The organism is Flavobacterium sp., from assembly GCF_027531705.1.
In the GTDB taxonomy this organism is placed as follows: Bacteria; Bacteroidota; Bacteroidia; order Flavobacteriales; family Flavobacteriaceae; genus Flavobacterium.
Map to the genome: position 1 here is coordinate 17,888 of NZ_JAPZSP010000005.1, position 25,908 is coordinate 43,795.

The window sequence follows — 25,908 nt, forward strand, 5'->3', positions numbered from 1 at the left end:
ATAACAATCATAAAATGAAAAACTTAAAAACAATCTCAGTTCTATTTTCTATTTTCTTTTCACTAATGTCTAATGCACAATCTGAAAAAGGGTTTTACGCAAGTATCAATTCTGGCTACAATATAGGCATAGGAAATGTAGATTATTATCAGGCTATGATAGTAGGAATGGTTAGTTCAAACGAAACTTCTGCTACAACTAATACAACAGAACTTGTAAAAGCAAATTTGGGAAAAGGATTGAATGTAGGCGTCAATTTTGGTTATATGTTTACTAAAAACATGGGGTTTGAATTGGGCGGAAATTACCTTTTGGGTGGAGAAATTAAGGCTTCAAATACTAGTTATACAGGTAATTATAGTAACAGTGAAATTTCTGCAAAAATGATTCAAATAAAACCAACACTTGTTTTTAGAAGCGGTTTTGACAAACTTAATCCGTATGCAAAAGTCGGAATGGTCATTGGTTCTGGTAAAATTACTAACACTCAAGATGATAAAAACGGTGCGAATTTTTCAACCCAAACAGTAGAGCTTGATGGCGGCATGCCAATTGGTTTTCACGCAAGTTTAGGTACACTTTATAAATTAACCGATAAACTATCCTTGTTTGGAGAATTGAATTTAATCAGCCTTCATTATGCTCCAAAGAAAGGACATATTACAGAAGCAACAGAAAACGGAGTTGACCAATTACCATCATTGACTGTTGAACAAAAAGAGATTGAATTTATTGCCTCTTTTACCGAAACCGGTGCACCATCTAATCCAAATGAACCTTCTAAAAACCCATTAATTGATTTTTCATTCAGCAGTTTTGGGTTAAATATAGGGTTACAATATCAATTTTAAAAAATAATAATTAAAAAAAATAATATGAAAACACAATTAAAAAAAATCGCAATTTTATTTATCTCATTACTAGCAATTTCTTGTAGCAAAGATGATGACAACTTAACACCAAATCCTACACCAGTAGTTTACCAAGAAGAAAATTTCTTGAACACCTTCTTATCAACTTCAGGATTAGATCAAGTTGTTCAAACTATATCTGATGAGAATTACAGTTTAATAGAATACTTAGAGTTTTCTGCAACTCAAAAAGGAAAAATTACCAGTTTATCTTTTAAAGTCCCTGCTACAACTACTCTAAACTCTGTAATTCTAAGAATTGTTGATGCTGAAACAGGTTCACTTGTTAAAGAAATTTCTACAAGTTCGAGTGATTATACAGCCGGAACGATTAAAACGGTTACAGTATCTCCAGCTATTGAATTAACAAAAGATAAAAAATACAGAATAGGAATGGTTTCCAAAAGCACTTATGAAAGAAAAAGAAGTAATTCTGCTGATGTAGCATATCCTATTCAAGTGGGTAACATCAAACTTTGGGGATTTTCAGAAACTGATATTAATACGTCAGTAAACACAAATAACCCAGGATATTACTACGGAGATTTCAGTTTTACATTTTTACGTACGGAATAAATATAATTGAGTTTTGTTTAGTTTTTATGAAAATAAGACTTGGTTATAGTTAGCTAAGTCTTATTTGGAAACTAAAAAAATAAATCTAAAAAAATAATACTATGAAAAAAATAATTACACTATTGGTTTTTGCTTTGTTTTTTATAAAAAGCAATGCACAATGTTACACAAGTATTTCTGCTGGATTTAAGCATGTTCTTGCGATTAAATCTAACGGAACATTATGGGCTTGGGGCGATAATAACTATGGAACTCTTGGAAACGGGAATACAATCAACAGCCCAAACGCAATTCAAATTGGAACTGATACTGATTGGACATATGTTGCAGCCGGCGATACACATTCTTTTGGCATAAAAACCAATGGTACATTGTGGGCTTGGGGCGATAATGCATTTGGTCAACTAGGAAATAATTCACTGATCGCTAGCTATGTACCAATACAAATAGGGACTGCAACTAATTGGGAAAGTGTTTCAACTGGCGGAATACACTCATTAGGAATTCAAACTGATGGAACACTTTGGGCATGGGGCAACAACGTGCAAGGACAATTAGGTGATGGTAGCGCAGTAAGTAAGTTGGTACCCACAAGAATTGGAACTGATAATGATTGGTTAGCAGCTACTGCTGGATATGTTCATTCAATTGGTATAAAATCAGATGGTTCAATACGAGCTTGGGGTAAAAATGATGTCGGACAATTAGGTGATGGTACCTTTATTATTAAGTATGTTCCAACTCTTATTAATTCTTCTCTTCCTTTTCTGAAAGTTAAAGCCGGAAGATTACATACACTTGCAATTAAAACTGATGGATCATTATGGGCATGGGGAGATAATAGTCAAAAACAACTTGGTGATAATACAACAATAACAAGAAATACTCCAACCCAAATTGGATCCGATATAAACTGGTATGACATTTCTGCTGGTGGTTTTCATTCGGTTGCTCAAAAAGGTACTGCTACAATTTGGACTTGGGGAGCAAATGGATATGGGCAACTTGGCGATGGAACTTTAGTATCTAAGAGTATTCCAACTCAACTAGGAACAGCAACCAATTGGTCATTTATTATGGCAGGTGGTTATTATTCCCTTGCAAAATCAACGGGTTCTTTTTTTTGGAATTATATCAGAACATGGGGATTGAACGATGATGGACAACTAGGAGATGGAACTTTGGTCAATAAATCGGTGCCAACATTAATAAATAGCTGCAACCCATTAATTCTTGCAAACGAAAGTTTTGACAAAACTAAATTCACAATTTATCCAAATCCAGCTGATGATTTTATTACTATTCAAAATGATGACAATTTGAAAATTGATAATCTCACCATTTATGATATTTCTGGTAAAAAAATTCTTGAAGAAAACCAAAATACAACTTCAATAAATATTCAAAATCTTCAAGCCGGATTGTACTTTTTGCAAATCACATCTGAAGGCAGAACAAGTCAAACTAAATTCATTAAACAATAGAAATAAAAATTATGAAAAATTTAAAAAACACAATCGCAAAAGTAATGCTAGTAACATTCACAATTTTCTCAATTTCTGTAACCACTTCTTGTGCGCCAGACGATGGTAAAGATGGAACTAATGGTAAAGACGGTACAAACGGTATAAATGGAATTGATGGTACTAACGGCACAAATGGCACAAACGGCACAAATGGTACAAACGGCACAAATGGTACAAACGGTAATGCAAATGTAATAGCTTCTAACTGGATAGATGCAAATTGGGGATTGCGTAATGAATCAACTTGGAAAGAAATGGTAATACCAGTTCCTGAAGTTTCAAATACAGTCCTATCCAACAATTGTTTAGTAATGGTATATGCTAAACAATGGGGTACATCATCTATATACACACTGCCTTCTTCAGGTAGATGGTCAAATGTTAAGTATAATTATTCTTTTGGTAATAATGGTGTAGCAGTACAAGGTATTATTTTAGAAATTATTTCTACTGATGGAGTTGCGTTAACTGAATATCAGGCTGATGCGTATAGAGGAAATCGATTTAGATATGTAATAATTCCTGAAGGTGGTGCAGGTCGTGGAATTGCAAAACCTGATTTTTCAAAAATGTCTTACCAAGAAATCTGCACAATGTTTAATATTTCTCAATAATTAATTAAAAATAACAAAAACATGAAAACACTTTTAAAAACATTCGCAATTTTATTCATTTCATTAGTAACAACTTCTTGTAATAATGACGATGATGATAATTCAACAAACCAAATACCAAGCACAAGCACTGATTTTATTAGATGCAAAATTGATGGTGTCGCTTTTGAAGCAACTGGAGCAAATATAATAGCAGACCAAAATGAAATTGCTTTCAACATGAATAGTGATGTAAGAAGCGGAGGAATCGGGATGGATTTTTCTTTTTTCGGACAAGCAGCCGTTGGAACATACACCGTTAATCCATCAAATTTAACTTCAGTTGGACGTTTGCAATACAGAAGTCCAGATATTTATTCCACTGGTGTTTGCGCTGGTTCAAACGGAACATTGATTATTACATCCAAAAATGGAAACACCATTGAAGGAACTTTCAACTTTTCAGGAAAAAAAATAGCTCTTTGTGGCGAACCTGCAAAAGTGATTACAGAAGGAACTTTTAGAATTACACTTTTATAACTAATTAATTAAAAAAATTATGAAAACACTTTTAAAAATATTCGCAATCCTATTTATTTCATTACTAACATTTTCTTGTAATAATAATGATGATGACAATTCAGGCACACCAGTAGCAGACAATTTAATAGGTACTTGGCAATACAAATCGGTTTCTGGATCATTCACATCACCAGCAGGAACATTTCCTATGACTTGTATTAATACTACTGGTACCATTACGCTCAACGCTAATCTAACTTATTCTATGTCAAATGTAAGTTCAGCATGTCAAAGCGGAAAACTTGATTTACCACTTGCTATTGCGGCAAATTCTGGAACATATACCCGAAACAACACATCATTAGTTACAACACCAAGTAGCGGAACAGCATTTAATATGACCATTGAAGAGCTAACTAGCAACCGCATGAAGATGAGGTTAATTCAGACTATTGCTGCTTCTGTTTCTACAAATGTTGTTTACACTTTAGAAAAATAACTTTATAAAAAAGAAAATCATGAAAACATTAAAAAAAATATTCGCAATTCTATTCATTTCAATAGTAACAATTTCGTGCAGTAATGACGATGATAATTCAGGAACTCCAACACCAACACCAAACTATTTTTTCAAAGCAAAAATTGACGGAGTTCAATATGAAACGGATGCTGCATTTAGAGTTTTATCTAGTAGCAACGCTGATAGAATTAAGATCACTTCAGTTTTATCAGATAATAGAAATTTTGAATTAGAAATAGATAGTCCAACAGGAATAGGCACTTATACTTATCCTATGCCTTCAGGGGTAGATTATGTTTTAAGAATGGAGTATGGCGATGCAACTTCTGCAACTGCACTTTGGAGAACAGGTGCTTGCTCAGGAACAACAGGAACTTTGACAATTACAGCATTATCTGCTACTGAAGTTTCAGGGAATTTTTCATTTACAGGAAAAAGAACTTCATTTTGTTCAGATCCTGCTAAACTAATAACTGAAGGATCTTTTAAATCTGGAATAACTCAATAATAATGAAAACATCTTTAAAAAATGTATTTTTTCTTTTTTCTGTTTTCTTTTCTCTAAATGGAAACGCACAATTCTTAGAAAAATTAGCAAAAAAAGCTGAAAAAGCTTCTGAAAGAGCAGTAGAAAGAAAAATCGAACAAAAGGCAACCAAAACCACTAATGATGGTATGGATGAAGTTTTGAACAATAAAAAGAAAACTTCTAAAACAACTACTTCTTCATCAAATGAATCAAATTCTAAAACAAAGGTTTCAAAGAAAGATTCCGATTTTAGTGCAGGTTCAAAAGTACTTTTTGAAGAAAAATTTAATAACGATGCAATTGGCGATTTTCCTGTAAATTGGTTTACCAACAGCAGTGGCGAAATTGTAACTTTTGAGGGCGATTCAAAAAAATGGCTTCAAGTTTCTGACAAAGGAAGTTTTTCACCATTGAATGTGTCAAAATTGCCAGAAAATTTCACTTTTGAGTTTGATGTAGCCACAACCGACAATTTCAATTTTTATTCAACAGCTCTAAATGTTGTTTTTACTGAAAAAACTTCCAAAGTTGACAATGTTTGGAACACCGTTTTTAAACGAAAAGAAGCAATGATTTTTAGTATTCATCCAGCAAATTCATTAGCAGGAACAGTTGGTGGCAGCAGTATTTCGGTAATTTCTGAAAAGAAAGAAATTATGAAAAATAAAGTAGAAGTTTCCAATTTTAACAAAAATAATAATTCAGTTAGAGTTCAAGTTTGGCGTCAGAAAAATCGTTTCAGAATGTATGTTGATGGCAAGAAATATTGGGATTTACCAACTGCATTTGGTGACGCCAATTACAACCAAATCATCTTTTTTATTGGAACCTACAAAAAAACAACCGACAAGTTTTTTATTTCAAATCTTAAACTTGCAGAAGCTGGAGCAGATACAAGACATAAATTGATTGAAACTGGAAGTTTTACAACAAATGAAATTTTATTTGATACTAACAAAGCAACGATAAAAGCATCAAGTAAAAAAGTTTTGGATGAATTAGGTAAAGCTCTAACAGAAAATCCATCGGTCAGAATAAACATTACTGGCCATACTGATAGTGATGGAAGCGAAAAAGATAATCAAAAATTATCTGAAAAAAGAGCTGAAGCTGTTGCCAATTATTTTGCTTCAAATTATGGAATCGCAAAATCCAGATTTGAAACTAGCGGAAAAGGTGAATCTGAACCATTAACCGATACTAATTCGGAAGAAGATAAAAAACAAAATCGAAGAGTAGAATTTGTGGTAATTCAGTAATTGTTTCAAATTGTAAGATATGTGTAAAAAGCCAATAAAATATGAATCAAAAATAGAAGAACTTCCTTCTAATAAAATTTATATAAATGTAAATAATATGAAAGAAGGAAACTATGAATTGAATATTGTGCATAAAAACATTTTGATAAAAAAAACAACTTTTAAAAAGAAATAAATTAATATGAAAAAATCAATTTTAAAACCAATTTTAGCATTTTTTATGCTTTCAGTAAGTCTAACATCTTGTGATAGAGATGATGATACACCAGCACCAGTTGTCGAACCTGCCATTTTTGAATATGCCGAAGGTGGCGAACCGTCAATGAGCACGGTTACAAATCCGTTTGCAAATGCTTCAACCCAAACAATATTTGGAAATAATGGTAGTACAAATGTTGTTGAAATAAAACTAAATACACTAGTTGTGGGTGTTTATGAAATTGGCAGTCTAAACACTTTCAAATACACAAGACCTGGTCAAACTAGTGTATGGACAGCAATATCGGGAAGAATCACTATTCTTGAAGTCAATGGTAATAAAATATCAGGAACTTTTAATTTAACTGCTGGTGATAGTGATTTGGGTATTAACTCAGTTTCGGGCAGTTTTAAAAGGGTTACTGTTAATCCTTAATCGAAATATTTTAGTTAGTTTGTTTTTTATAAAGAAAAACGCATCCGGTTTTAATCGAATGCGTTTTTTGATTTTAAGAAACTTTGAAATTTAAGCAATCTCAATCAAACGTTTTGGTTTAGGCAATGCTTCTTCTCTTTTTGGTAGCGTTACGTGTAAAACACCATTTTCGTATGTTGCATTGATAGAATCAGCATTTACGCTTTCAGGCAAAGTAAAAGCTCTTCTAAAAGAAGAATAACTAAATTCTCTGCGAGTGTATTTTCCTTGATTGTCTTTCTCTTCTTTTTCAGTTTTTTCTTCAGAAGAAATGGTCAAGACATTGTGGTCAATTTCAATATTAAAATCTTCTTTTACTTTTCCTGGTGCAGCTAGTTCGATTCCGAAATTTGTATCGGTTTCTTTGATGTTAACAGCAGGAACATTTGCATTGAAATTTTGCATTCCGCCTAACCAATCAGGTTTTAATAATTCATCAATAATTGATGGAAATGGTACTGTGTTTCTTTTTATTAAGTTCATAGTTGTGATTATTTAAATTAAACATTTTTTTAATTACAACTACCCAAAAACAAATTATGTACCAATGCAATTTTTAAGTCAAATTGACATTTTTAGAATAGAATTTAAACTTGAAAAATGAAATTTTGACCACTTTAACAATTTGTTAACTGACTAATTTTCAGTTGTATTGTTCCTGAAAAACTTCCAATAGAAAGTCAGGATGAACCATTCTAGTTGGTGAATTCTCCATTGCTTTTAAAACACGTTTTATAGCAAATGGGTTTAATCCCATATTGATTCCGATTTCGTTAATCTTGATTTCTTCACGTTCATGTAAAACACCATCACAATGCATCAATAATGCCAAACGGTAAAATTGCTGAATTCGTTCAAACTCACTTTTTATAATTTCACTTCGATGTTCTTCATGAAAAAGTTGTTTTAGTTCATCATTGCTAATGCCTAATTCCACAGCAACAATTGATAAAAACATATATTCTCTTTCGTGTAATTCACCATCTACAATTGCAAATGCAATCATGTCCGATAATAAACTTATTTTTTCTTCTTTTGTATGCATCAAAATGATTATTTTTAGCTAAAATATAATTTTTTGTTAATTTTTAAAAATTTATTCGCTTGAAATTCATTTTATCACTTTTACTATTTACTTTTTTTGGTTCATCAATGGCTCAAGAAAGCACTGCTAGCAAGCAAGTTTCATCTTTTACGATAGAAGCACCACAACTAAAAGCTTCTAAGAAAATTTGGCTGTATTTGCCTAAGAATTACGCCACTTCAAAGAAAAAATATCCTGTGATTTATATGCACGATGGACAAAATTTATTTGATGCCAAAACTTCCTATGTTGGCGAATGGAATGTTGATGAAACACTAGACAGTTTAAATGCACAAGTAATTGTAGTTGGAATTGAGCATGGTGGCGAAAAAAGAATGGAAGAATTATCAGCTTATAAAAATGAAAAATACGGCGGTGGCAATGCTGATAATTACCTTGATTTTATAGTAAACACATTAAAGTCACATATCGATAAAAACTACAGAACCAAAGCAAATGCCAACAATACCTGTCTTTTCGGAAGTTCACTTGGCGGATTGGTTTCATTTTATGGTGCTATTAAATATCCTGAAGTTTTTGGTAAAATTGGATGTTTTTCGCCAGCTTTTTGGTTTAATAGAAACGAAATGTTGGCTTTAATGGAAAACACAAACGAGTTCAAAACTAAAGTCTATTTTTTATGTGGAGACAACGAAGGCGATGATGATATTGTAAAAGATATTAATAATGTTGAAAGTTGGGTAAATTCCAAACGATGTGAATGCAAGAAGTTGAACAAAAAAGTAATTGTAAAAAATGGTCAACACAACGAAAAATTATGGCGTGAAGGTTTCAAAAAAGCGTACCTTTGGCTGTTTTAAAACGGTATAATGTAACATTGTATGTTGTATACTGAAAAGTGTAAATTACAATAATACATTATACAACAATACAGTAATCAATAAAAAAATGAACAACAACGATATTTTCAAAAAACTACGTGTGGCTTTAATGCTTCGAGATGACCAAATAGTTGATATTTTGCAATTAGTCGATTTCAGAATTACAAAATCAGAATTGGGTGCCTTTTTTCGTGATGAAAAACATGAGAATTTCATGGAATGTGGCGATCAGGTTTTGCGCAATTTTTTGAACGGATTAATTATTCACTTGCGTGGAACAAAGGAAAATCCTAAAAATCCAAATGAAGTTTTGGCTAAACTTAAAGCGGAAATTCCTAAGAAAGAAACCACTAAACCTAGACCAGAATTTAAAGCAACTCCCAAAGTTGATTTTAAGAAAAAACCAGCTTCCAAAGCAAAATCATTTGACAAAAAAGGAACACCAAAAGTGCAAGTGGTAGAAAAAGTACAATTCAAAAACGGAAAAAATAAAAAAGCATAAACTCTAATTTTCATTAAGTACTGCATTGTCACCCTGAGCGCAGTCGAAGGGTTTTGTTTTAATTATAGTCTTTAAAAACTTATTTATTCCAAATTTTCCAAGCTTTTTCCGCCTGAAAAACTAGCATTTCGTAACCGTTTTTTATGGTTGCGCCTTTCTTTTTAGCTTTTTTAAGAAATTGCGTTTCTTCTGGATTGTAAATCAAGTCAAAAGCAATGTGTTTTTCGGTAAAAAACTCATATGGAATAGGAGGAAAGTCTTTGATATTAGGATGCGTTCCAAGTGGCGTACAGTTGATTATGATTTGGTAATTATCAAAAGTAGTCGCATTAACATGATTATAATCAATAGTTTTTTCTGAAGCTTCTCTCGAAACAAAAGCAAAATTGATATCTAAATCTTCCAATGCAAATGCAACCGCTTTAGCAGCACCACCAGTTCCGAGAATTAAAGCCTTTTTATGATGCGGTTGCAAAAGTGGTTCAAGCGATTTTTTAAAACCGTACCAATCAGAATTGTACCCTTTTAGGTTTCCTTTTTTAGTGAATCGAATAACATTTACAGCTCCAATTTTAAAGGCTTTATCCGAAAGCAAATCTAAAAATGGAATTACTGCTTCCTTGTAGGGAATGGTAACGTTCAATCCTTTCAAAGTTGGATTATTCTTCAAAACTGTTGGAAATTCATCAATTGAAGGAATATCAAAATTTTCATATTTGCAATCTTCAAATAATGGATCAGAAAATTTTTCAGTAAAATATTTTTTTGAAAATGAATACGAAATGTCTTTTCCTAGTAATCCGAATTTTTTATGATTGGTTTCCAATTTGTAGTTATTAATTATTAAAAAAATAGACACGAATTGCACTAATTTGCACCAATTCGTGTCTTAAATATATATTTCACGAATTTTCTGTTTTGCTGAATTTTTGTGAAATTAAAGCGAAAAATAATTTGTGTAAATCAGTGTAATTCGTGATGAAATAGTTACTTCTTATGTTTCTTTATAAAATTCTGAACGTTTTTTCTAGCCCAAACAACAGGGAATAATTCTTCCAAAACTGTTATGTTATTTGAATTCAAACGCAATCCGTTGCTTAAATGGAAAGTTGCTTTTTCTTCTTCATTTAGCATAAAATAAATACCAGCTAAACGGTATTCAATTTCGAATTGTTCAGGGAAATATTCACACGCTTGTAATAAAGTGAAAGCTGCTGTTTCAAATTCACCTAAATATTGTAAAATGTCAACCCAAAACAACCATGTATCTAATTGATAATCACCATTTTCAACGGCTTTTCTGTATCCAAATTCAGCTTCTTCAAATAAATTCAATGATTTATTTATGGTAGCAAAACGTTTCCAGTACAATCTATTTTCGTTATCAATTGCTAATGCTTTGTTTACATAATAAAGCGCTTTGTCAAAGTTTTTTTGGCGAACATAAAAATCAGTAATAGCAATCCAACCCTTGTCTAATAGAGGATCTTCGTGAACCGTTTGATTAAAATATTTTAAGGCTTCTACTTTATTTCCTAATTTTTCAAAACATTTTCCAATGCGTAAAAGCGCATAAGAAGTGGCGTCTTCCAATTCGATTGTACGTTGATAACTTTCGATAGCATCTTCGTAGCGTTTTAATCTTTCATAAGCTTTTGCTTTTTCCATGAATGCACCCATAAAATCCTCGTCTATAAGGGTTGCATAGTCAAAAGCACGAATGGCTTCTTCGTATTTTTTCAAACCATAACTCAAGCGACCAATTTGGTGCCAAGCAATTTCACTATAGGGATTTTTGTCAATGTATTTTTCTAAAAAAGCGATTGCTTCTTCATTTTGATCTAAAAATTCATAACAATAAACAACGTTATATAACGCTGATTGATCGTCAAAATCTTCTTCCAAACATTTGGTAAAGTTTTCTTTTGCCAATTCTAAACTATCCATAAAAAGATATTCCATACCTATCAAGTTATAAACATCGGCAAAATCATCGGTATATTTTAAAGCTTCTTGAAGCAACTCTACTGCTTTTTCGTGATTATCACGTTTAGAATAGATATTGGCTTTTTGAATGTAAATTTCTTCGTTAGTTGGCTCGATTGCGTATAATTCGTTTAGCAATTTTTCGGCAACATCGAGTTTGTCTTCGTACACTAGCATTTCAACCTGAACCAACTTTAATCCAGTAGATTTTGGATGTTGTTCAAGAGCCAATTTTAGCGCTTTTTTGGCCAAATTGGCTTTACCCATATCAAGATAATGAAGAATGATTTCTTCAAATTCTTCCGAATCAAAGAAGAGCACCTTATTGGTTTTCAACATCGATTCGAACTTTGATAATGACAAGTTATAGTCTTCTTCTTCGTCGCTTAATTGCATACTTTTTGTATTTAGATTAGCTTAAATAAAAGTAAGCAAAATCTTTGTGATAGGGAAAAATTGGTTTTTTGTTTTGAACAATTTAATTAACAAGTTTTTGGTATTATAACTTGCTTTGAATTTCATCCATCACTTCTAAAATAATCGCGCAACCTTCACGAATTTCGTCTTCAGAAATTGTTAACGGTGGAGTTATTCTGATAGCGCAACCTTCAAACAGCAACCAAAATAAAATCAAACCTTTATCTTGACAACGCAAAATAACTTGATTTGTTATTTCGGTATCGCTAGTCATGGCGGCAAGCATTAACCCTTTTCCTCTAATTTCTTGTATCAAAGGATGTACCAAAAGTGTTCTAAAAAGTTTTTCTTTTTCTAAAGCGGCTTGCATAAGGTTGGTTTCAATCACTTCTTGTAGTGTAGCCAAGCAAGCAGCAGCTATGACAGGATGTCCGCCAAAAGTGGTAATATGACCAAGTTTTGGATCGTGACTTAGTAAGTCCATGTATTTTTCATGGGCAACAAATGCGCCAACTGGCATTCCGCCACCCATTCCTTTTCCGATAACAATTACATCAGGAATGACATTATAATTTTCAAAACCAAATAGTTTTCCTGTTCTGCCAAAACCTGGTTGGATTTCGTCAATAATTAGTAAAGCACCAACTTCGTCACAACGCTTTTTTACTTTGGTCAAAAAACCATTTTGAGGTTCTATAAAACCTGCGCCACCTTGAATACTTTCTAAAATTATTCCTGCTGTTTTGGTAGTTATTTTTTCTAAATCGGCTTCGTTATTGAACGTTATAAAATCAACATCGGGAATCAACGGACGAAAAACTTGTTTGCGTTCTTCAAAACCCATAACACTCATTGAACCCATTGTATTTCCGTGATAGGCATTGTGACACGAAATCAATTGACTTCTTCCGGTTACCCTACGAACCAACTTCAATGCACCTTCTGTAGCTTCGGTTCCAGAATTTACCAAATAAACTTTATTCAAACTTTCAGGTAAATTTTCAACCAATAATTTACAATATTGAACGGCTGGACTTTGCGAATATTCGCCATAAACCATTACATGAGAATATTTATCCAACTGATCTTTTATGGCTTGATTTACACGCGGATGCTGATGACCAAGAGAACAAGCCGAAACACCAGCTACAAAATCTAAATATTTTTTGTTATTTGTATCGTAAATATAAGAACCAATTGCATGTGAAACTTCCATTCCGAGTGGATAAGGCGAAGTTTGTGCTTGGTATTTTAGAAAGTCGTTATTCATTATAAAATGAGTCTTTTTTTGATGAGGCAAAATTAGGAAAAACGGCGCAACTATTTCTATTTTAAAAGAAAACTATTTACAGCTTTTTCAACACAAATTGCACATATTCGCACGAAAGGTTGGGATTCAATATTTCACTAATTTTTTCTAGTCAGTTTGATTTGTGAAATATGACTTTAAATTGAATTAATTTGTGTTAATTCGTGTAATTTGTGTTTTTTTTCAATTTACGAATAATTTATAAGTTGACTGAAAAGTCGATTTCAATTTTTATATTTGTCAAATGATGCTTTTTAAAATAAAGATACAATGAAAAAAATAATACTTCTGGCTTTGATAAGTTTAACTTTCTCTGTCAATGCACAATACAAAAAACATAAGTCAAACACCAAAAAACATAAAAAAGTTACCGTTGTGGAAAAAAAGAAAGTAGTTTACCAAGTTTTTACAAGATTGTTCGGAAATCAAAACACAAACAACAAACCTTGGGCAACTTTAGAAGAAAATGGTGTTGGAAAATTCAACGATTTTACAGATAAAGCATTACAAGAAATTAAAAATTTAGGTGTAACGCATATTTGGTACACAGGTGTTCCGCATCATGCTTTGGTTAGAGATTACACTAATATTGGCATTTCAAATGATGATCCAGAAGTTGTAAAAGGTCGTGCAGGTTCGCCTTATGCTGTGAAAGATTATTATAATGTTAATCCAGATTTGGCTGTAAATCCAGCAAAAAGATTGGAAGAATTTGAAGCTTTGATTGCTCGAACGCACAAAAACGGTTTGCAATTGCTTATAGACATTGTTCCCAATCATATTGCACGAAAATATGAAGGAAAAAATAATCCGAAAGGCGTTCGAGATTTTGGTGCAGATGATAATAAAAATGTTGAATATGACAGAAATAATAACTTCTACTATATTCCCGGACAAGCATTTCAGGTGCCAACGTCGGATAATTACCAACCTTTGAATGGAGAAAAGAATCCACTTATTGATGGAAAATTTGATGAAAATCCAGCAAAATGGACAGGAAATGGTTCTCGTTTGGCAAAACCCGATATAAATGATTGGTACGAAACGGTAAAAGTAAATTATGGAATAAAACCAAATGGTTCAAAAGATTTTCCTGAATTGCCAGCCGAATATGCTAAAAAATCATACAAAGAACATTTCAATTTTTGGAAAGATAAAGACGTTCCTAATTCATGGAAAAAATTTAGAGATATTGCTTTGTATTGGACAGCAAAAGGTGTTGATGGTTTTAGATATGATATGGCTGAAATGGTGCCTTATGAGTTTTGGAGTTATATGAATTCGGCCATCAAAATGAAAAATCCTAATGCGTTTTTGTTGGCAGAAGTTTATAATCCTAATGAATACAGAAACTATATTCACTTCGGAAAAATGGATTATCTGTATGACAAAGTGGAAACCTATGACCATTTGAAAGCCGTAATTCACGGAAAAACGTGGCCAGATGGATTGACAGCTATTCAAAATCATTTGAGTGATATAGAACATCATATGCTACATTTTTTAGATAATCATGACGAACAACGATTGGCAAGTCCTGAATTTGCTGGAAGTGGCGAACGTGGAAAACCTTTGATGGTCATTTCAACAACTTTGAGCTCGGCACCAACAATGGTCTATTTTGGGCAAGAAGTAGGCGAAGCAGGAAACGAAGATGCTGGTTTTGGTAAGCGTTCACGAACATCAATTTTTGATTATATCGGAGTTCCAAGTCACCAAAGATGGATGAATGATGGAAAGTTTGATGGTGGACAATTGTCAGAATCTGAGAAAGAATTGAGAGATTTTTACAAACGACTTTTGAATTTTTCTATAAAAAGTGATGCTTTGATGGGCAAATTCCAAGAAATTCAAACCGTTAACAGAAATGAAACCGCAAATTACGGACATAATGTGTATTCATTTGTGCGTTGGTCAGCTACCGAAAAACTAATAATTGTTTCTAATTTATCGCCTGATTATACTGAAAATTTTGATTTGAAAATCCCAGCTGATGTAATTTCAAACTGGAAATTAAAAGACGGAAGTTATACCATAAATGACCAATTATACGGAAGCTCCGCTATTTTGAAAGTAGAAAATGGAGTAGGAGTTGTGAAAGTAGCTTTGGGGAAAAGTGAAAGTTTCATTTATAAATTATAATTTGTTTAAGTAAAAAGGTCAAATTGCGTCTTTTTTTATATTTGACTTAAACAGTTGTTATTTAATGAGTTGTAAATGTTAAAATTTACTTAAAACAAGTTGCTTTGTTCTAATTTAGTATTTGCAAATAACAGCTAAGTTGCTGTTTAACAAATTTGTACAACTAAACTTAAAACAAATCGACTATGAAAAAAATATTACTTTTATTTAGTTTACTGTTAATTCAGTTTGCTGTTGCTCAGAATATAACTTTTGCAGATACAAATTTTAAAAACTTATTATTAGCTTCTAAAATTGATTATAACGATCCCTATTTTACAGGTGAATTTATCAATTATCCGAGCATTGACAGCAACAACGATGGTGAAATTTCACAAGCAGAAGCCTTACTTGTTATTAGGTTAGATATGGGTTATGCAGAAATAAATGACTTGTCAGGCCTTGAATATTTTACAAATCTTGAGGGTTTTAATTCACTATATTTTAATTCTTCAAGTTTCAATTTTCCCACATTGGTTAATTTGGAAAATCTTACTCTTTCTGACGCTGTAAGTGGACTAAGCAATTTAACCAGTTTAGATTTATCAAGTAATATAAATTTAAAAAAAGTTAGTTGTTCGGTCTATGGTAATATAAATCTAAATAACTTGACTAATTTGAAAAGCTTATCGATTTTTGGAACGTTTACAGAGATTGATTTATCGGACTGTATAAATTTGCTTGAGTTGTATTTAACTGCGCCTTTAACTGAATTAAATCTATCTAGTAATACCAAACTTGTAAATTTAAATATTGCAAATTCTGACTTTACAACAATAAATTTAAGTTCTTGTCCTAATTTAGAAATTGTTTATATTAACAAAACAGAAATGGAAACCTTAAATTTAGGCTCAATAAAACATATTAGATATCTTTTCGTTCAAGAAAATAAACTCACATCTTTAGACACAAGTTTCTTATTTAATTTGCAAAATTTAAACTGTGATAATAATGATTTAAACTATCTATCTGTAAAAAATAATGGTTTAATTTTTGGTGATAATTCTGGAATGTCATTTGCTGGAAATCCAAATTTAGAAACTATTTGTTGCGATCCTAACGAAATTGTATATATTCAAAACCAATGTAATTTTCTAGGTTATGATAATACTGTTGTAAGTGATTGTGCGCAACCACAAATTACTCTCAAAACGGTTACTATGTTTCCTAATCCTGTAAAAGATATGTTGCATTTGGATTCTGCTGAAAAAATAAATAAAGTTGAAGTTTTCGGAAGCAATGGATTGTTAATAATGACTTCCGAAAATGTAAGTGATGTTGTTGATATGCAAGCTTTGCAATCCGGAATATATTTTTTGAAAATTTATAGAGATATAGATGTTTCACAAATGAAATTTATGAAAGGTTAGATTTTTGCTAAAAATAAAAAAATCCCAAATTTCAATTTAACGCATTGGAATTTGGGATTTTTAATTTTACTCATTTCAATGACAATTTTATTTTGTAGTTTTTTAATTTTTAAAGTTTAAAAATGGAGTTGGAGTGTTGAAAGTTGTATTCTAAAAAGTGAGGGTTTTTATTTTTAAATTGTAGTTAAAAGTGAATTAAAATAGAAAACCCTTTCTTTATTTTATATTTGAAAGGGTATTTTCATTTTATTGACACAGAAAAATATAATGTTAATTATAATACATTAACAATTTTTACTCTGTCACCAATTTTTATTTTGGTTAATAATTCTTTTTCTACATCAAGTTCTTTAACTAATAAAGTAATTTGAAACATGTTTTTATCTTTTTTTAATTCAGATACCAAAATGGTCATTTTATCTTGAATATGTTGCACTTTAAAAAAGCCTTTTGGAATTTCTAATTTACCTAAACTTTTTTTGGTAATAGGGTCAAAAATCTCTTGACCTTCCTCATAAACAAGAAATCTCATATAAGAATCAATGAAATCATCATAACCTTTGTTTATGACAATTTGAAAATCATCTATTTTACTTGCTACTAAAATATTTGAAGTTTTGTTATCCATTATAGCTGAGGTAATTTTTGATTAATATTGATAATAAAGCATTGTTTTCGTTGTTCAGTATTTTATCGAAATCATCTTCATAAACAGTTTTAAAATTTTCTTCAAATGATAGAACTTTGATTTGTACAAATTCTTCTTGAATATTCTGAACATAACCATTTGCAAATAACTGTTGAAAATTATTTTTAATATAGTAAATTGATACCAGTTGAGAAAATTCAAGATTATTATTATTTTCAACGAGAAGTAGATTATCCTTTCTTGAAAATTGAAAAACTTTACTGTTTTTTACTATTCTTTGTGTATGACTTTTATATATGTCATAAGTTAATTTTATTAAGATAATTGAAATGAATGAACATAATATCAAAACCGCAGCAAACCATTTAATGCTAAGACGAGTATCCCAATCAATGAAAATTGAAATTATTCCAAATAGACCTCCAACGATTCCAATTAAAATTGAGATACCATTTAAAGATAAGATGTCATTTAGTTTTTGTTTTATCATTTAAGGCGAATTTTAAATAATTGATCAATAATTTTAATTATCAAATTTTAAACTAAAAATTATTTAATCAATTAATTTTTTATAAATTCTATTTCAAAATAGTCTGTTTTCTATCAGGACCAACCGAAACTATTTTTATTGGAACTTCGACTTCTTTTTCAATAAATTCGATGTAGTCTTTTAGTTCTTTTGGTAAACTGTCAAATGTTGTTAAACCTGTTAAATCGGCTTGCCAACCTTTGAATTCGGTGTAAATTGGTGTTACGTTTTCTTCTTCGATGTTGTATGGTAAATGTTGAATAACTTGTCCTTTATAGTTGTAAGATGTACAAACTTTCAAGGTTTCAAATCCTGATAGAACATCACCTTTCATCATCATTAATTGTGTTACGCCGTTCACTTGGATAGCATATTTTAAGGCAACCAAATCCAGCCAACCGCAACGTCTTTTTCTTCCAGTTACCGATCCAAATTCGTTTCCTACTTTTGCCATAACATCGCCAGCATCACCAAAATCTTCTGTTGGAAATGGACCAGAACCAACACGAGTTGTATAGGCTTTAAAAATTCCGAAGACTTCTTTGATTTTGTTAGGAGCAATTCCCAATCCTGTGCATGCGCCAGCTGCTGTTGTGTTGGATGATGTTACAAATGGATAAGTTCCAAAATCGACATCTAATAATGAACCTTGAGCACCTTCACAAAGAATTGATTTTCCTGCTTTTTGTGCTTGCGCCAAATATTCTTCGCTGTCTATAAAATCTAGTTTTTTTAAATCTTCGATCGCTTCAAAAAACTCTTTTTCAAGTTCTGGTAAATTGTATTGAATAGAAACATCATAAAACTTAATCATAGCTTCATGTTTGTCTGCCAAAGCTCTGTATCGTTCTTTGAAATCAGCTAATTCAATATCGCCAACACGAATTCCGTTTCGTCCTGTTTTGTCCATGTAAGTTGGACCAATTCCTTTGAGTGTAGAACCAATTTTGGCTTTACCTTTAGAGGCTTCAGAAGCAGCATCAAGCAATCGGTGTGTTGGAAGAATTAAATGTGCTTTTCTTGAAATAATCAATTTAGATTTGATGTCCAAATTGAATTTGGCTAAACCGTCAATTTCGCTTTTGAAAACAACTGGGTCGATTACTACACCATTTCCAATAATATTGATATTGTTTTTGTGAAAAATTCCAGACGGAATGGTTCTTAAAACATGTTTTATTCCGTCAAATTCTAACGTGTGTCCAGCATTTGGTCCGCCTTGGAAGCGTGCAATTATATCATATTTGGAAGTTAGTACGTCAACGATTTTTCCTTTTCCTTCGTCGCCCCATTGTAATCCTAGTAGTAAATCTACGGTCATTTTTTTGTTGTTTATTGTTGAGACAAGGCATTGCCTTGTCTTTACTTAATCTTTCTTCTTATTAGCATAAAAATACAACGAATGATTGTGTATTTCTATTCCAAAAATATCTTCGATGGTTTGTTTGATTGTTTGTATTCTTGGATCACAAAACTCGATTACTTCGCCAGTATCGGTCATAATGATATGATCGTGTTGTTTGTCGAAATACGATTTCTCATAATGTGCCTGATTTTGACCAAATTGATGCTTGCGAACCAATCCGCAGTCAAGTAGCAATTCGATAGTATTATACAAAGTTGCACGAGAAACGCGGTAGTTCTTGTTTTTCATTTTGATATACAAATTCTCAATGTCAAAATGTTCTTCACTATTGTAAATTTCTTGAAGAATAGCGTAGCGTTCAGGCGTTTTTCGGTGTCCATTATTTTCAAGATATGCCGTAAAAACATTTTTTACAGTTTCTTGATTTTTAGTATTGTCAGTTGCAATTTGTGTCATATCTGGCAAAGATAAATTTAAGTTTAGAAGTATAAAAGTTTAGCAGTTTAAAGTTATAAACTAATTGTTAATAAAGCTAGTTTTTATTTACTCGTGTAACTTTTTCAATTCCGTCTATTTTTCTAATATTTTCAATTAATTTTTTCAAAATGGTGTTATTCTGAACGATTACGGTAACTTGACCATTGAAAATCCCTGCTTGTCCACTCAACGAAATACTTTGAATATTTACGTGCATATTGTTAGAAATCACTTTGGTTAATTCGTTTGTTAATCCTAATGAATCCATTCCGGTGATGTCTAAAACGGCTCTAAATTCTTGTTGGGATGAATCTATCCATTTGGTTTGCAAAATTCGGTAAGCATAATTTGATTGCAAGCTAATAGCATTTGGACAATCTTTTTTATGCACTTTAATTCCTTCATTTATAGTAACAAATCCAAACACATCATCGCCAGGAATCGGATTGCAACAAGTGGAAAGTTTATAATCTAATTTATCTTGTTCTGAACCAAAAACCAACATATCATAATTGTTGTTGATTACAGGTTTATGAATATCCTTGTCGGCAGTGCTTGGAGAACGCTTGATTTTGTTTTTGAAAAAATTCATCAACGTATTGCTTTTCTGCGCTGCGTAATCTTTTAGTTGTTGGTTTTCTATGCTGCCAATACCAACACGGTAAAATAAATCTAAACTGGTTTTTAGTTTGAAAAAGTTAACTAATTCATTGACTACACTTTCGTTAAGTGTAATTTTTAAATGTTTTAATTTACGAGTTAATAATTCTTTGCCTTCTTCGGCAATTTTTTTATTATTATCATTTAATATATTTCTAATTTTGTTTTTGGCACGAGAAGTTGTTACATAATCAAGCCAATGGGCAGTTGGTTTTTGGTTTTGAGAAGTGATAATTTCTATTTGATCGCCACTTTTTAATTCATGATTTAGTTGAACAAGTTTACCATTTACACGTGTTCCAAGGGTTTTGATTCCCAATTCAGAGTGAATACTGAAAGCAAAATCTAACGAAGTGGCACCTTTTGGTAATGATTTGATTTCACCTTTTGGAGTGAACACAAAAATCTCTTTGGCGTACAAATTCATTTTGAAATCTTCGACAAAATCAACCGCATTGGTTTCGGAATTTTCGAGTGCTTCTTTTAGTAAATTTAGCCAGATATCAAGTCCACTTTCTTCGGTAGCACCTTGCTTGTATTTGTAATGTGCTGCATAACCTTTTTCGGCAATTTCGTCCATTCGTTCGCTTCTTACCTGTATTTCAACCCAACGACCTTTTGGTCCCATAACGGTTATGTGCAAAGCTTCATATCCGGTTGATTTTGGTGATGAAATCCAATCACGCAAACGACTCGGACTCGGACGATAATGATCGGTTACAATTGAATAAATTTTCCAAGCAAGAAATTTTTCATCATGTGGATTTGATTTGTAAACAATTCTAAGCGCGAATTTGTCGTAAACTTCATCAAAGCTGACATTTTGCGCCGCCATTTTTCTACGAATAGAATAAATTGATTTTGGACGACCTTTGATTATATAATCAACACTTTCTTCGTCTAAAGCTTTTTTTAGCACTTGCGAAATGTCTTCTATATATTGGTCTTGTTCTTCTTTGGTTTCTTTTATTTTGCTAACAATATCATTATAAATAGCTGGTTCAGTGTATTTTAAACCTAAATCTTCCAATTGCGTTTTGATGTTATACAAACCCAATCTGTGCGCTAATGGTGCGTAAATATATAAGGTTTCAGAAGCAATTTTCACTTGTTTGTATTCGGGCATTGAACCCATAGTTTGCATATTGTGCAATCTATCAGCTAGTTTTATTAGGATTACCCTAACATCATCGTTGAGTGTTAATAGCATTTTACGGAAATTTTCCGCTTGCATCGACACATTTAAATCTTTCTTAACCTGAGAAATTTTGGTTAAACCTTCGACTAACTGCGCTACTTTTTTGTTAAACATTTTTTCTATGTCTTCAACAGTAATATCAGTATCTTCAACAACATCATGCATTAAAGCAGCCGCAATAGAAGTAGCTCCAAGTCCGATTTCTGACGCGACAATTTTGGCAACAGCAATAGGATGGAAGATATAGGCTTCTCCCGATTTGCGTCGTTGGTCTTTGTGAGCATCTACTGCCAAGTCAAATGCTTTTCGGATTAGTTTTTTATCAGCTTCACTAAGTGTTTGATAACTAATACGCAGCAATTCTTTGTATTCTTGGGCAATTGCTTTGTTTTCTTTTTCTATGTCAATCTCAGTCATTGGTCTATTCTAGTAGTTGAATTTCTAAAATTAACAATAAGAAATGAGTTGTGCAAGTGGAAAAAATTAAATCTTCAAATTCTTAGTTTCATATATGTAGAATTTATTTTTTAGTGGTCATATATGTTATCGCCTTTTTATATATAGGTGTTTGCGTATGCAACATGTTGTTAATGGCGATTTCTTACCAATTTCTTCATCTTCATTTGTTTTCAAATATGTATTTTTGTCAAAATTATTTTTGTTATGAAAAAAATCCTATTGTTATTCGTTATTGTTTTATTTTCAAATGTTCTGGCACAAGAACGTCCAAAATTGGTGGTTGGAATTGTTGTTGACCAAATGAAGATGGAGTATTTGTACCGTTTTTCGAATGATTTTTCAGAAAATGGATTCAAGCGATTGATGAATAAAGGCTATACTTTTCATAATATGCATTACAATTATATGCCAACTTATACGGCACCAGGTCATGCTTCGGTTTATACAGGAACAACGCCATCTGTTCATGGAATTGTAAGCAACGAGTGGTTTCACCGAACTTTAAAAAAAGAGGTGTATTGTACAGACGATGCTACTGTAACAACATTAGTTCCCGGAACAGAAACCGAAGGAAAAATGTCGCCAAGAAACTTGCAAAGTTCAACGATTACGGATGAATTGAAAATGGCAACCAATTTTAAAGGAAAAGTTATTGGAATTAGTATTAAAGATAGAGGTGCAATTTTGCCAGCTGGACATTTTGCCGATTGGGCTTTTTGGTACACTAAAACAGGTGAGTTTATTTCGAGTTCTTATTATGGAACTGCTTTGCCAACTTGGGCTAACGATTTTAACAAAGAAAAAAATTATAGTAAATATGCCGAAAAAGGTTGGGGATTATTAAAAGCGAAAGAAACGTATAACGAAAGTCTTCCAGATGACAATCCGTATGAAGGGAAGTTGTATAAAAAAACACCATTTTTCCCTTATAATATGAAAGAAATGCTAGATAATAACGATGCTGGTGTTTTACGTGTTAGTCCGTATGGAAATAATTTGGTGGTAGATTTTGCCAAACGAGCCATCGAAAAAGAATCGTTAGGAAAAGATGCCATTACCGATTTTTTAGCAATAAGTTTTTCGTCAACTGATTATATTGGACATACTTTTGGACCGCGTTCTATCGAAATTCAAGATACTTATTTAAGGTTAGATGAAACAATTGCCGATTTTTTGAATTATTTGGATAAAACTGTTGGTAAAAATCAATATTTGGTGTTCTTAACGGCAGATCATGCTGGTGCAGAAAATGTTACGTATTTGAAAGATAATAAATACAAAGTTGACAACATTAATTATAAAAATGTCGAATCTGATTTGAAAGAGTTTTCTAAGGCCACTTTTGGAGAAGATTTACTATTGAAATACGATAGTTTTAATGTGTTTTTTGATAAAGATTTAATCAAAACTAAAGGATTGGAATTGTCAAAAGTGAAACAAGCTTTTAAAGATTTTCTTTATACCAAAGAGTATGTGAAACGTGTCTTTACTGAAGAAGAAATTCTGGCATCTTCAGGAACAGATGATTTAATTGATTTTGTTGCTAATGGTTATGACCCGACGCAAAATGGCGAATTGTATTTTATATACAAACCTGGTTATATCGAATATATGGCAACTGGAACTTCGCACGGTTCACCTTATAGTTACGATACGCATGTTCCGTTATTGTTTTACGGTTGGAATATCAAAAAAGGCGAGTCGCATGATAAAAAAGTGATTACTCAAATTGCACCAACGGTTTCTCAATTGTTGAAAATTACGATGCCAAATAGCACCAAAAGTGAAGTGTTAACCGAAGTTTTTACTAAGAAATAATTATTTTTCTCTAATTACGATAAGTTTAGCTTTGAAACCTTTTGCTTGCGAAAAAATTACATTTTTTTTCAAAACATCTTGGTAATCAATAACTAAATACTGAGTTGTATTAGGGTAATATTCGCCTTCATTTAGGGTAACAAACTCTATTGTATTGAAACCCATTTGCAGATTGATTATGAATTTCTGTAAATTAAAATCTAACCTTATTTGAGGAACTTCTAGCTTTCCGTTTACGTACAGACTTAGCATATCGCCATCCACCATTTGATTATCTCGAACGTTGATGGTTAAGAATTCTCCTTTTGTAACAAAATCACCAAAGTATTCATCTTTTCTAAATGCGCCATAATCGATATCAGGATTGCCTTCACCAATGGCTATTTTTTTGTTTAAATCTTCTACAATCAAGTCGCCGGGATTGACAAATTGATTTTTTTTAGTCATACTTAAAGGATTGAGGTTTTCAATTTTTTTGGTCGGACTAACTGGTGCAGGATTTGAAAAAGGATTTGTTTTTGGAGTAGTAGGCGCAATAGTTTTATTTCCATCATCTTTTATAGACGGTGGAATGGAAAAAGATTTATTCGAAAATTCAACTTGAGCATTACTCGATGCGCAAATTATTATTAGAAAAAAGAAAGCACTAAAAATTTTCACAGCCTATTTTTTGGTTAAAAATATAAAAAAATGGAAAAGCTACATTAATTTTAACTTTTCCATTAGATTATCAAAAACTATACCTCAATCATAATTTGATTTTTTATCAAATCTTCAAAGGTTTCTCTTTTACTTATCAAGTGACCTTTTCCGTCTTTCCACAAAACTTCGGCTGGTTTGAAACGTGAGTTGTAGTTGGATGCCATTGAGAAACAATAAGCTCCAGCATTTTTGAAACATAAAACATCACCTTCTTTTATTTCGGCAATTCTTCTGTTATTGGCAAAAGTATCGGTTTCGCAGATGTAACCCACAACCGTGTAAAAACGTTCTTTTCCTTTTGGATTAGAAATGTTTTCAATTTGGTGTTGCGAACCGTAAAACATTGGTCGTATTAAATGATTAAAACCACTGTCAATTCCTGCGAAAACTGTTGAGGTTGTTTGTTTTACTACGTTAACTTTAGCCAAGAAAAAACCAGCTTCACTAACCAAAAATTTTCCAGGTTCGAAAGCTAAAGTTAATGTTCTTCCATATTCTTTTTCGAAAGCTAGAAAGCGTTTTGTTAATTTTTTTCCGAGTTCTTCGATGTTGGTTTCGATGTCGCCTTTTTTGTAAGGAACTTTGAATCCTGAACCAAAATCAAGAAAATCCAATTCTTTGAATTGTTTAGCAGCATCAAATAGAATTTCGGCAGCATATAAGAACACTTCAATATCTAAAATATCTGAACCTGTGTGCATGTGAATTCCGTTGATATGCATTCCTGTATTTTCTACGATTCGTAAAACGTGAGGAATTTGATAAATTGAAATTCCAAATTTACTATCAATATGACCAACAGAAATATTCTCATTTCCACCAGCCATAACGTGAGGGTTGATGCGAATACAAACCGGAATTTTTGGATATTTTGCTCCAAAATGTTCTAAAACAGAAAGATTATCGATGTTGATTTGAACACCTAATTTGGCAACTTCTTCAATTTCTTCAAAGGAAACACCGTTGGGTGTAAATATAATTTTGTCTGGTGTAAAACCTGCATGTAAACCTAATTGCACTTCTTGAAAAGAAACCGTGTCTAAACCAGAACCACACTTCTTTAGCAACTTCAAAATCGTAATGTTTGACAAAGCTTTCATTGCATAATTAATTCGAAGGTTTTCCACCTTAGAAAATGCAGCTGTCAAACGGTTATACTGTTGCTCAATGGTTGTAGCGTCATAAACGTACAACGGACTGCCAAATTCTTCGGCAAGCGTAAGTAACTCTTTTGGTTGCATGATTTTTTT

General features: G+C 31.9%; 27 protein-coding genes. 15 read left to right on the forward strand and 12 right to left on the reverse strand.

All coding sequences use genetic code 11. The annotated features are described in order from the left end of the window. Window positions 1-14: 14 nt before the first annotated feature. The 10 genes from O9267_RS02275 to O9267_RS02320 all read left to right on the forward strand — a co-directional run bounded on the left by O9267_RS02275 (window position 15) and on the right by O9267_RS02320 (window position 7,070). Entirely contained in the window at window positions 15-851 is an 837-nt protein-coding gene (locus O9267_RS02275; RefSeq protein ID WP_298175547.1) for an outer membrane beta-barrel protein, read from the forward strand. 24 nt (window positions 852-875) lie between these two features. Beyond that, on the forward strand, window positions 876-1,487 hold the full coding sequence (locus O9267_RS02280) for a hypothetical protein (RefSeq protein ID WP_298175548.1): 612 nt from the start codon (window positions 876-878) through the stop codon (window positions 1,485-1,487). A gap of 101 nt (window positions 1,488-1,588) precedes the next feature. After that, a complete protein-coding gene (locus O9267_RS02285) occupies window positions 1,589-2,971 on the forward strand; it encodes a T9SS type A sorting domain-containing protein (RefSeq protein ID WP_298175550.1) in 1,383 nt (460 codons plus the stop codon). 11 nt (window positions 2,972-2,982) lie between these two features. Then, on the forward strand, window positions 2,983-3,627 hold the full coding sequence (locus tag O9267_RS02290; RefSeq protein ID WP_298175552.1) for a hypothetical protein: 645 nt from the start codon (window positions 2,983-2,985) through the stop codon (window positions 3,625-3,627). Window positions 3,628-3,648: 21 nt separating this feature from the next. Then, entirely contained in the window at window positions 3,649-4,146 is a 498-nt protein-coding gene (locus O9267_RS02295; RefSeq protein WP_298175554.1) for a DUF6252 family protein, read from the forward strand. Window positions 4,147-4,165: 19 nt separating this feature from the next. Beyond that, the gene (locus O9267_RS02300) at window positions 4,166-4,627 is read left to right on the forward strand and encodes a lipocalin family protein (protein WP_298175556.1); all 462 of its coding nucleotides are present in this window, start codon (window positions 4,166-4,168) and stop codon (window positions 4,625-4,627) included. 19 nt (window positions 4,628-4,646) lie between these two features. After that, on the forward strand, window positions 4,647-5,156 hold the full coding sequence (locus tag O9267_RS02305) for a DUF6252 family protein (RefSeq protein WP_298175558.1): 510 nt from the start codon (window positions 4,647-4,649) through the stop codon (window positions 5,154-5,156). A gap of 2 nt (window positions 5,157-5,158) precedes the next feature. Continuing rightward, window positions 5,159-6,436 (forward strand): OmpA family protein, encoded by a 1,278-nt coding sequence (locus tag O9267_RS02310; RefSeq protein ID WP_298175560.1) that lies wholly within the window; start codon window positions 5,159-5,161, stop codon window positions 6,434-6,436. A 19-nt stretch (window positions 6,437-6,455) separates the two neighbouring features. Then, window positions 6,456-6,611, forward strand: coding sequence for a hypothetical protein (locus O9267_RS02315; RefSeq protein ID WP_298175562.1), 156 nt, complete (start codon window positions 6,456-6,458; stop codon window positions 6,609-6,611). Between the two features lie 6 nt (window positions 6,612-6,617). Beyond that, window positions 6,618-7,070 (forward strand): DUF6252 family protein, encoded by a 453-nt coding sequence (locus tag O9267_RS02320; protein ID WP_298175564.1) that lies wholly within the window; start codon window positions 6,618-6,620, stop codon window positions 7,068-7,070. A gap of 90 nt (window positions 7,071-7,160) precedes the next feature. On the opposite strand, the gene O9267_RS02325 is transcribed toward O9267_RS02320, so the two are convergent. Beyond that, window positions 7,161-7,592: an Hsp20/alpha crystallin family protein gene (locus O9267_RS02325; RefSeq protein WP_298175566.1), complete on the reverse strand. Its 432-nt coding sequence runs from the start codon at window positions 7,590-7,592 to the stop codon at window positions 7,161-7,163. Between the two features lie 160 nt (window positions 7,593-7,752). After that, the gene (locus tag O9267_RS02330; RefSeq protein ID WP_298175568.1) at window positions 7,753-8,154 is read right to left on the reverse strand and encodes a TerB family tellurite resistance protein; all 402 of its coding nucleotides are present in this window, start codon (window positions 8,152-8,154) and stop codon (window positions 7,753-7,755) included. A 59-nt stretch (window positions 8,155-8,213) separates the two neighbouring features. Between O9267_RS02330 and O9267_RS02335 the strand changes: the two genes are divergently transcribed. Both O9267_RS02335 and O9267_RS02340 read left to right on the forward strand, forming a co-directional pair. Further along, window positions 8,214-9,014 (forward strand): alpha/beta hydrolase-fold protein, encoded by an 801-nt coding sequence (locus O9267_RS02335; RefSeq protein ID WP_366521971.1) that lies wholly within the window; start codon window positions 8,214-8,216, stop codon window positions 9,012-9,014. An 88-nt stretch (window positions 9,015-9,102) separates the two neighbouring features. Next, window positions 9,103-9,537, forward strand: a complete 435-nt coding sequence (locus tag O9267_RS02340; protein WP_298175570.1) for a DUF1456 family protein — start codon at window positions 9,103-9,105, stop codon at window positions 9,535-9,537. 79 nt (window positions 9,538-9,616) lie between these two features. Here O9267_RS02340 and O9267_RS02345 read toward each other — a convergent pair whose 3' ends face one another. The 3 genes from O9267_RS02345 to O9267_RS02355 all read right to left on the reverse strand — a co-directional run bounded on the left by O9267_RS02345 (window position 9,617) and on the right by O9267_RS02355 (window position 13,210). Continuing rightward, a complete protein-coding gene (locus O9267_RS02345) occupies window positions 9,617-10,363 on the reverse strand; it encodes a shikimate dehydrogenase (RefSeq protein WP_298175572.1) in 747 nt (248 codons plus the stop codon). A gap of 161 nt (window positions 10,364-10,524) precedes the next feature. Then, window positions 10,525-11,919 (reverse strand): tetratricopeptide repeat protein, encoded by a 1,395-nt coding sequence (locus O9267_RS02350; RefSeq protein ID WP_298175573.1) that lies wholly within the window; start codon window positions 11,917-11,919, stop codon window positions 10,525-10,527. A gap of 103 nt (window positions 11,920-12,022) precedes the next feature. After that, the gene (locus O9267_RS02355; protein WP_298175574.1) at window positions 12,023-13,210 is read right to left on the reverse strand and encodes an aspartate aminotransferase family protein; all 1,188 of its coding nucleotides are present in this window, start codon (window positions 13,208-13,210) and stop codon (window positions 12,023-12,025) included. Between the two features lie 309 nt (window positions 13,211-13,519). On the opposite strand from O9267_RS02355, the gene O9267_RS02360 reads away from it, so the two are divergent. Continuing rightward, a complete protein-coding gene (locus tag O9267_RS02360; protein ID WP_298175576.1) occupies window positions 13,520-15,391 on the forward strand; it encodes an alpha-amylase family glycosyl hydrolase in 1,872 nt (623 codons plus the stop codon). A 185-nt stretch (window positions 15,392-15,576) separates the two neighbouring features. After that, window positions 15,577-16,800, forward strand: coding sequence for a T9SS type A sorting domain-containing protein (locus O9267_RS02365; RefSeq protein ID WP_298175578.1), 1,224 nt, complete (start codon window positions 15,577-15,579; stop codon window positions 16,798-16,800). A 274-nt stretch (window positions 16,801-17,074) separates the two neighbouring features. On the opposite strand, the gene O9267_RS02370 is transcribed toward O9267_RS02365, so the two are convergent. The 5 genes from O9267_RS02370 to O9267_RS02390 all read right to left on the reverse strand — a co-directional run bounded on the left by O9267_RS02370 (window position 17,075) and on the right by O9267_RS02390 (window position 22,096). Continuing rightward, window positions 17,075-17,428 (reverse strand): hypothetical protein, encoded by a 354-nt coding sequence (locus O9267_RS02370; RefSeq protein ID WP_298175580.1) that lies wholly within the window; start codon window positions 17,426-17,428, stop codon window positions 17,075-17,077. Beyond that, a complete protein-coding gene (locus tag O9267_RS02375; RefSeq protein WP_298175582.1) occupies window positions 17,421-17,939 on the reverse strand; it encodes a hypothetical protein in 519 nt (172 codons plus the stop codon). Before O9267_RS02375 ends, O9267_RS02370 begins: the two co-directional genes overlap by 8 nt. 88 nt (window positions 17,940-18,027) lie before the next feature. Next, window positions 18,028-19,299: an adenylosuccinate synthase gene (locus O9267_RS02380; RefSeq protein ID WP_298175584.1), complete on the reverse strand. Its 1,272-nt coding sequence runs from the start codon at window positions 19,297-19,299 to the stop codon at window positions 18,028-18,030. Window positions 19,300-19,344: 45 nt separating this feature from the next. Beyond that, window positions 19,345-19,800, reverse strand: a complete 456-nt coding sequence (locus O9267_RS02385; RefSeq protein WP_298175586.1) for a transcriptional repressor — start codon at window positions 19,798-19,800, stop codon at window positions 19,345-19,347. Window positions 19,801-19,876: 76 nt separating this feature from the next. Continuing rightward, a complete protein-coding gene (locus O9267_RS02390; protein ID WP_298175588.1) occupies window positions 19,877-22,096 on the reverse strand; it encodes a RelA/SpoT family protein in 2,220 nt (739 codons plus the stop codon). 246 nt (window positions 22,097-22,342) lie between these two features. Here O9267_RS02390 and pafA point away from each other — a divergent pair, with 246 nt between their 5' ends. Continuing rightward, window positions 22,343-23,956: an alkaline phosphatase PafA gene (pafA, locus tag O9267_RS02395; RefSeq protein WP_298175590.1), complete on the forward strand. Its 1,614-nt coding sequence runs from the start codon at window positions 22,343-22,345 to the stop codon at window positions 23,954-23,956. Here pafA and O9267_RS02400 read toward each other — a convergent pair whose 3' ends face one another. Continuing rightward, on the reverse strand, window positions 23,957-24,616 hold the full coding sequence (locus O9267_RS02400) for a hypothetical protein (RefSeq protein ID WP_298175592.1): 660 nt from the start codon (window positions 24,614-24,616) through the stop codon (window positions 23,957-23,959). It abuts the gene before it with no gap. A gap of 77 nt (window positions 24,617-24,693) precedes the next feature. After that, window positions 24,694-25,899: a diaminopimelate decarboxylase gene (gene lysA / locus O9267_RS02405; RefSeq protein ID WP_298175594.1), complete on the reverse strand. Its 1,206-nt coding sequence runs from the start codon at window positions 25,897-25,899 to the stop codon at window positions 24,694-24,696. Window positions 25,900-25,908: the final 9 nt, after the last annotated feature.

Coding starts and splice junctions, on each gene's coding strand:
- O9267_RS02275 (WP_298175547.1), top strand. CDS start 15: ATGAAAAACTTAAAAACAATCTCAGTTCTATTTTCTATTTTCTTTTCA.
- O9267_RS02280 (WP_298175548.1), top strand. CDS start 876: ATGAAAACACAATTAAAAAAAATCGCAATTTTATTTATCTCATTACTA.
- O9267_RS02285 (WP_298175550.1), top strand. CDS start 1,589: ATGAAAAAAATAATTACACTATTGGTTTTTGCTTTGTTTTTTATAAAA.
- O9267_RS02290 (WP_298175552.1), top strand. CDS start 2,983: ATGAAAAATTTAAAAAACACAATCGCAAAAGTAATGCTAGTAACATTC.
- O9267_RS02295 (WP_298175554.1), top strand. CDS start 3,649: ATGAAAACACTTTTAAAAACATTCGCAATTTTATTCATTTCATTAGTA.
- O9267_RS02300 (WP_298175556.1), top strand. CDS start 4,166: ATGAAAACACTTTTAAAAATATTCGCAATCCTATTTATTTCATTACTA.
- O9267_RS02305 (WP_298175558.1), top strand. CDS start 4,647: ATGAAAACATTAAAAAAAATATTCGCAATTCTATTCATTTCAATAGTA.
- O9267_RS02310 (WP_298175560.1), top strand. CDS start 5,159: ATGAAAACATCTTTAAAAAATGTATTTTTTCTTTTTTCTGTTTTCTTT.
- O9267_RS02315 (WP_298175562.1), top strand. CDS start 6,456: ATGTGTAAAAAGCCAATAAAATATGAATCAAAAATAGAAGAACTTCCT.
- O9267_RS02320 (WP_298175564.1), top strand. CDS start 6,618: ATGAAAAAATCAATTTTAAAACCAATTTTAGCATTTTTTATGCTTTCA.
- O9267_RS02325 (WP_298175566.1), bottom strand. CDS start 7,592: ATGAACTTAATAAAAAGAAACACAGTACCATTTCCATCAATTATTGAT.
- O9267_RS02330 (WP_298175568.1), bottom strand. CDS start 8,154: ATGCATACAAAAGAAGAAAAAATAAGTTTATTATCGGACATGATTGCA.
- O9267_RS02340 (WP_298175570.1), top strand. CDS start 9,103: ATGAACAACAACGATATTTTCAAAAAACTACGTGTGGCTTTAATGCTT.
- O9267_RS02350 (WP_298175573.1), bottom strand. CDS start 11,919: ATGCAATTAAGCGACGAAGAAGAAGACTATAACTTGTCATTATCAAAG.
- O9267_RS02355 (WP_298175574.1), bottom strand. CDS start 13,210: ATGAATAACGACTTTCTAAAATACCAAGCACAAACTTCGCCTTATCCA.
- O9267_RS02360 (WP_298175576.1), top strand. CDS start 13,520: ATGAAAAAAATAATACTTCTGGCTTTGATAAGTTTAACTTTCTCTGTC.
- O9267_RS02365 (WP_298175578.1), top strand. CDS start 15,577: ATGAAAAAAATATTACTTTTATTTAGTTTACTGTTAATTCAGTTTGCT.
- O9267_RS02370 (WP_298175580.1), bottom strand. CDS start 17,428: ATGGATAACAAAACTTCAAATATTTTAGTAGCAAGTAAAATAGATGAT.
- O9267_RS02375 (WP_298175582.1), bottom strand. CDS start 17,939: ATGATAAAACAAAAACTAAATGACATCTTATCTTTAAATGGTATCTCA.
- O9267_RS02380 (WP_298175584.1), bottom strand. CDS start 19,299: ATGACCGTAGATTTACTACTAGGATTACAATGGGGCGACGAAGGAAAA.
- O9267_RS02385 (WP_298175586.1), bottom strand. CDS start 19,800: ATGACACAAATTGCAACTGACAATACTAAAAATCAAGAAACTGTAAAA.
- O9267_RS02390 (WP_298175588.1), bottom strand. CDS start 22,096: ATGACTGAGATTGACATAGAAAAAGAAAACAAAGCAATTGCCCAAGAA.
- pafA (WP_298175590.1), top strand. CDS start 22,343: ATGAAAAAAATCCTATTGTTATTCGTTATTGTTTTATTTTCAAATGTT.
- lysA (WP_298175594.1), bottom strand. CDS start 25,899: ATGCAACCAAAAGAGTTACTTACGCTTGCCGAAGAATTTGGCAGTCCG.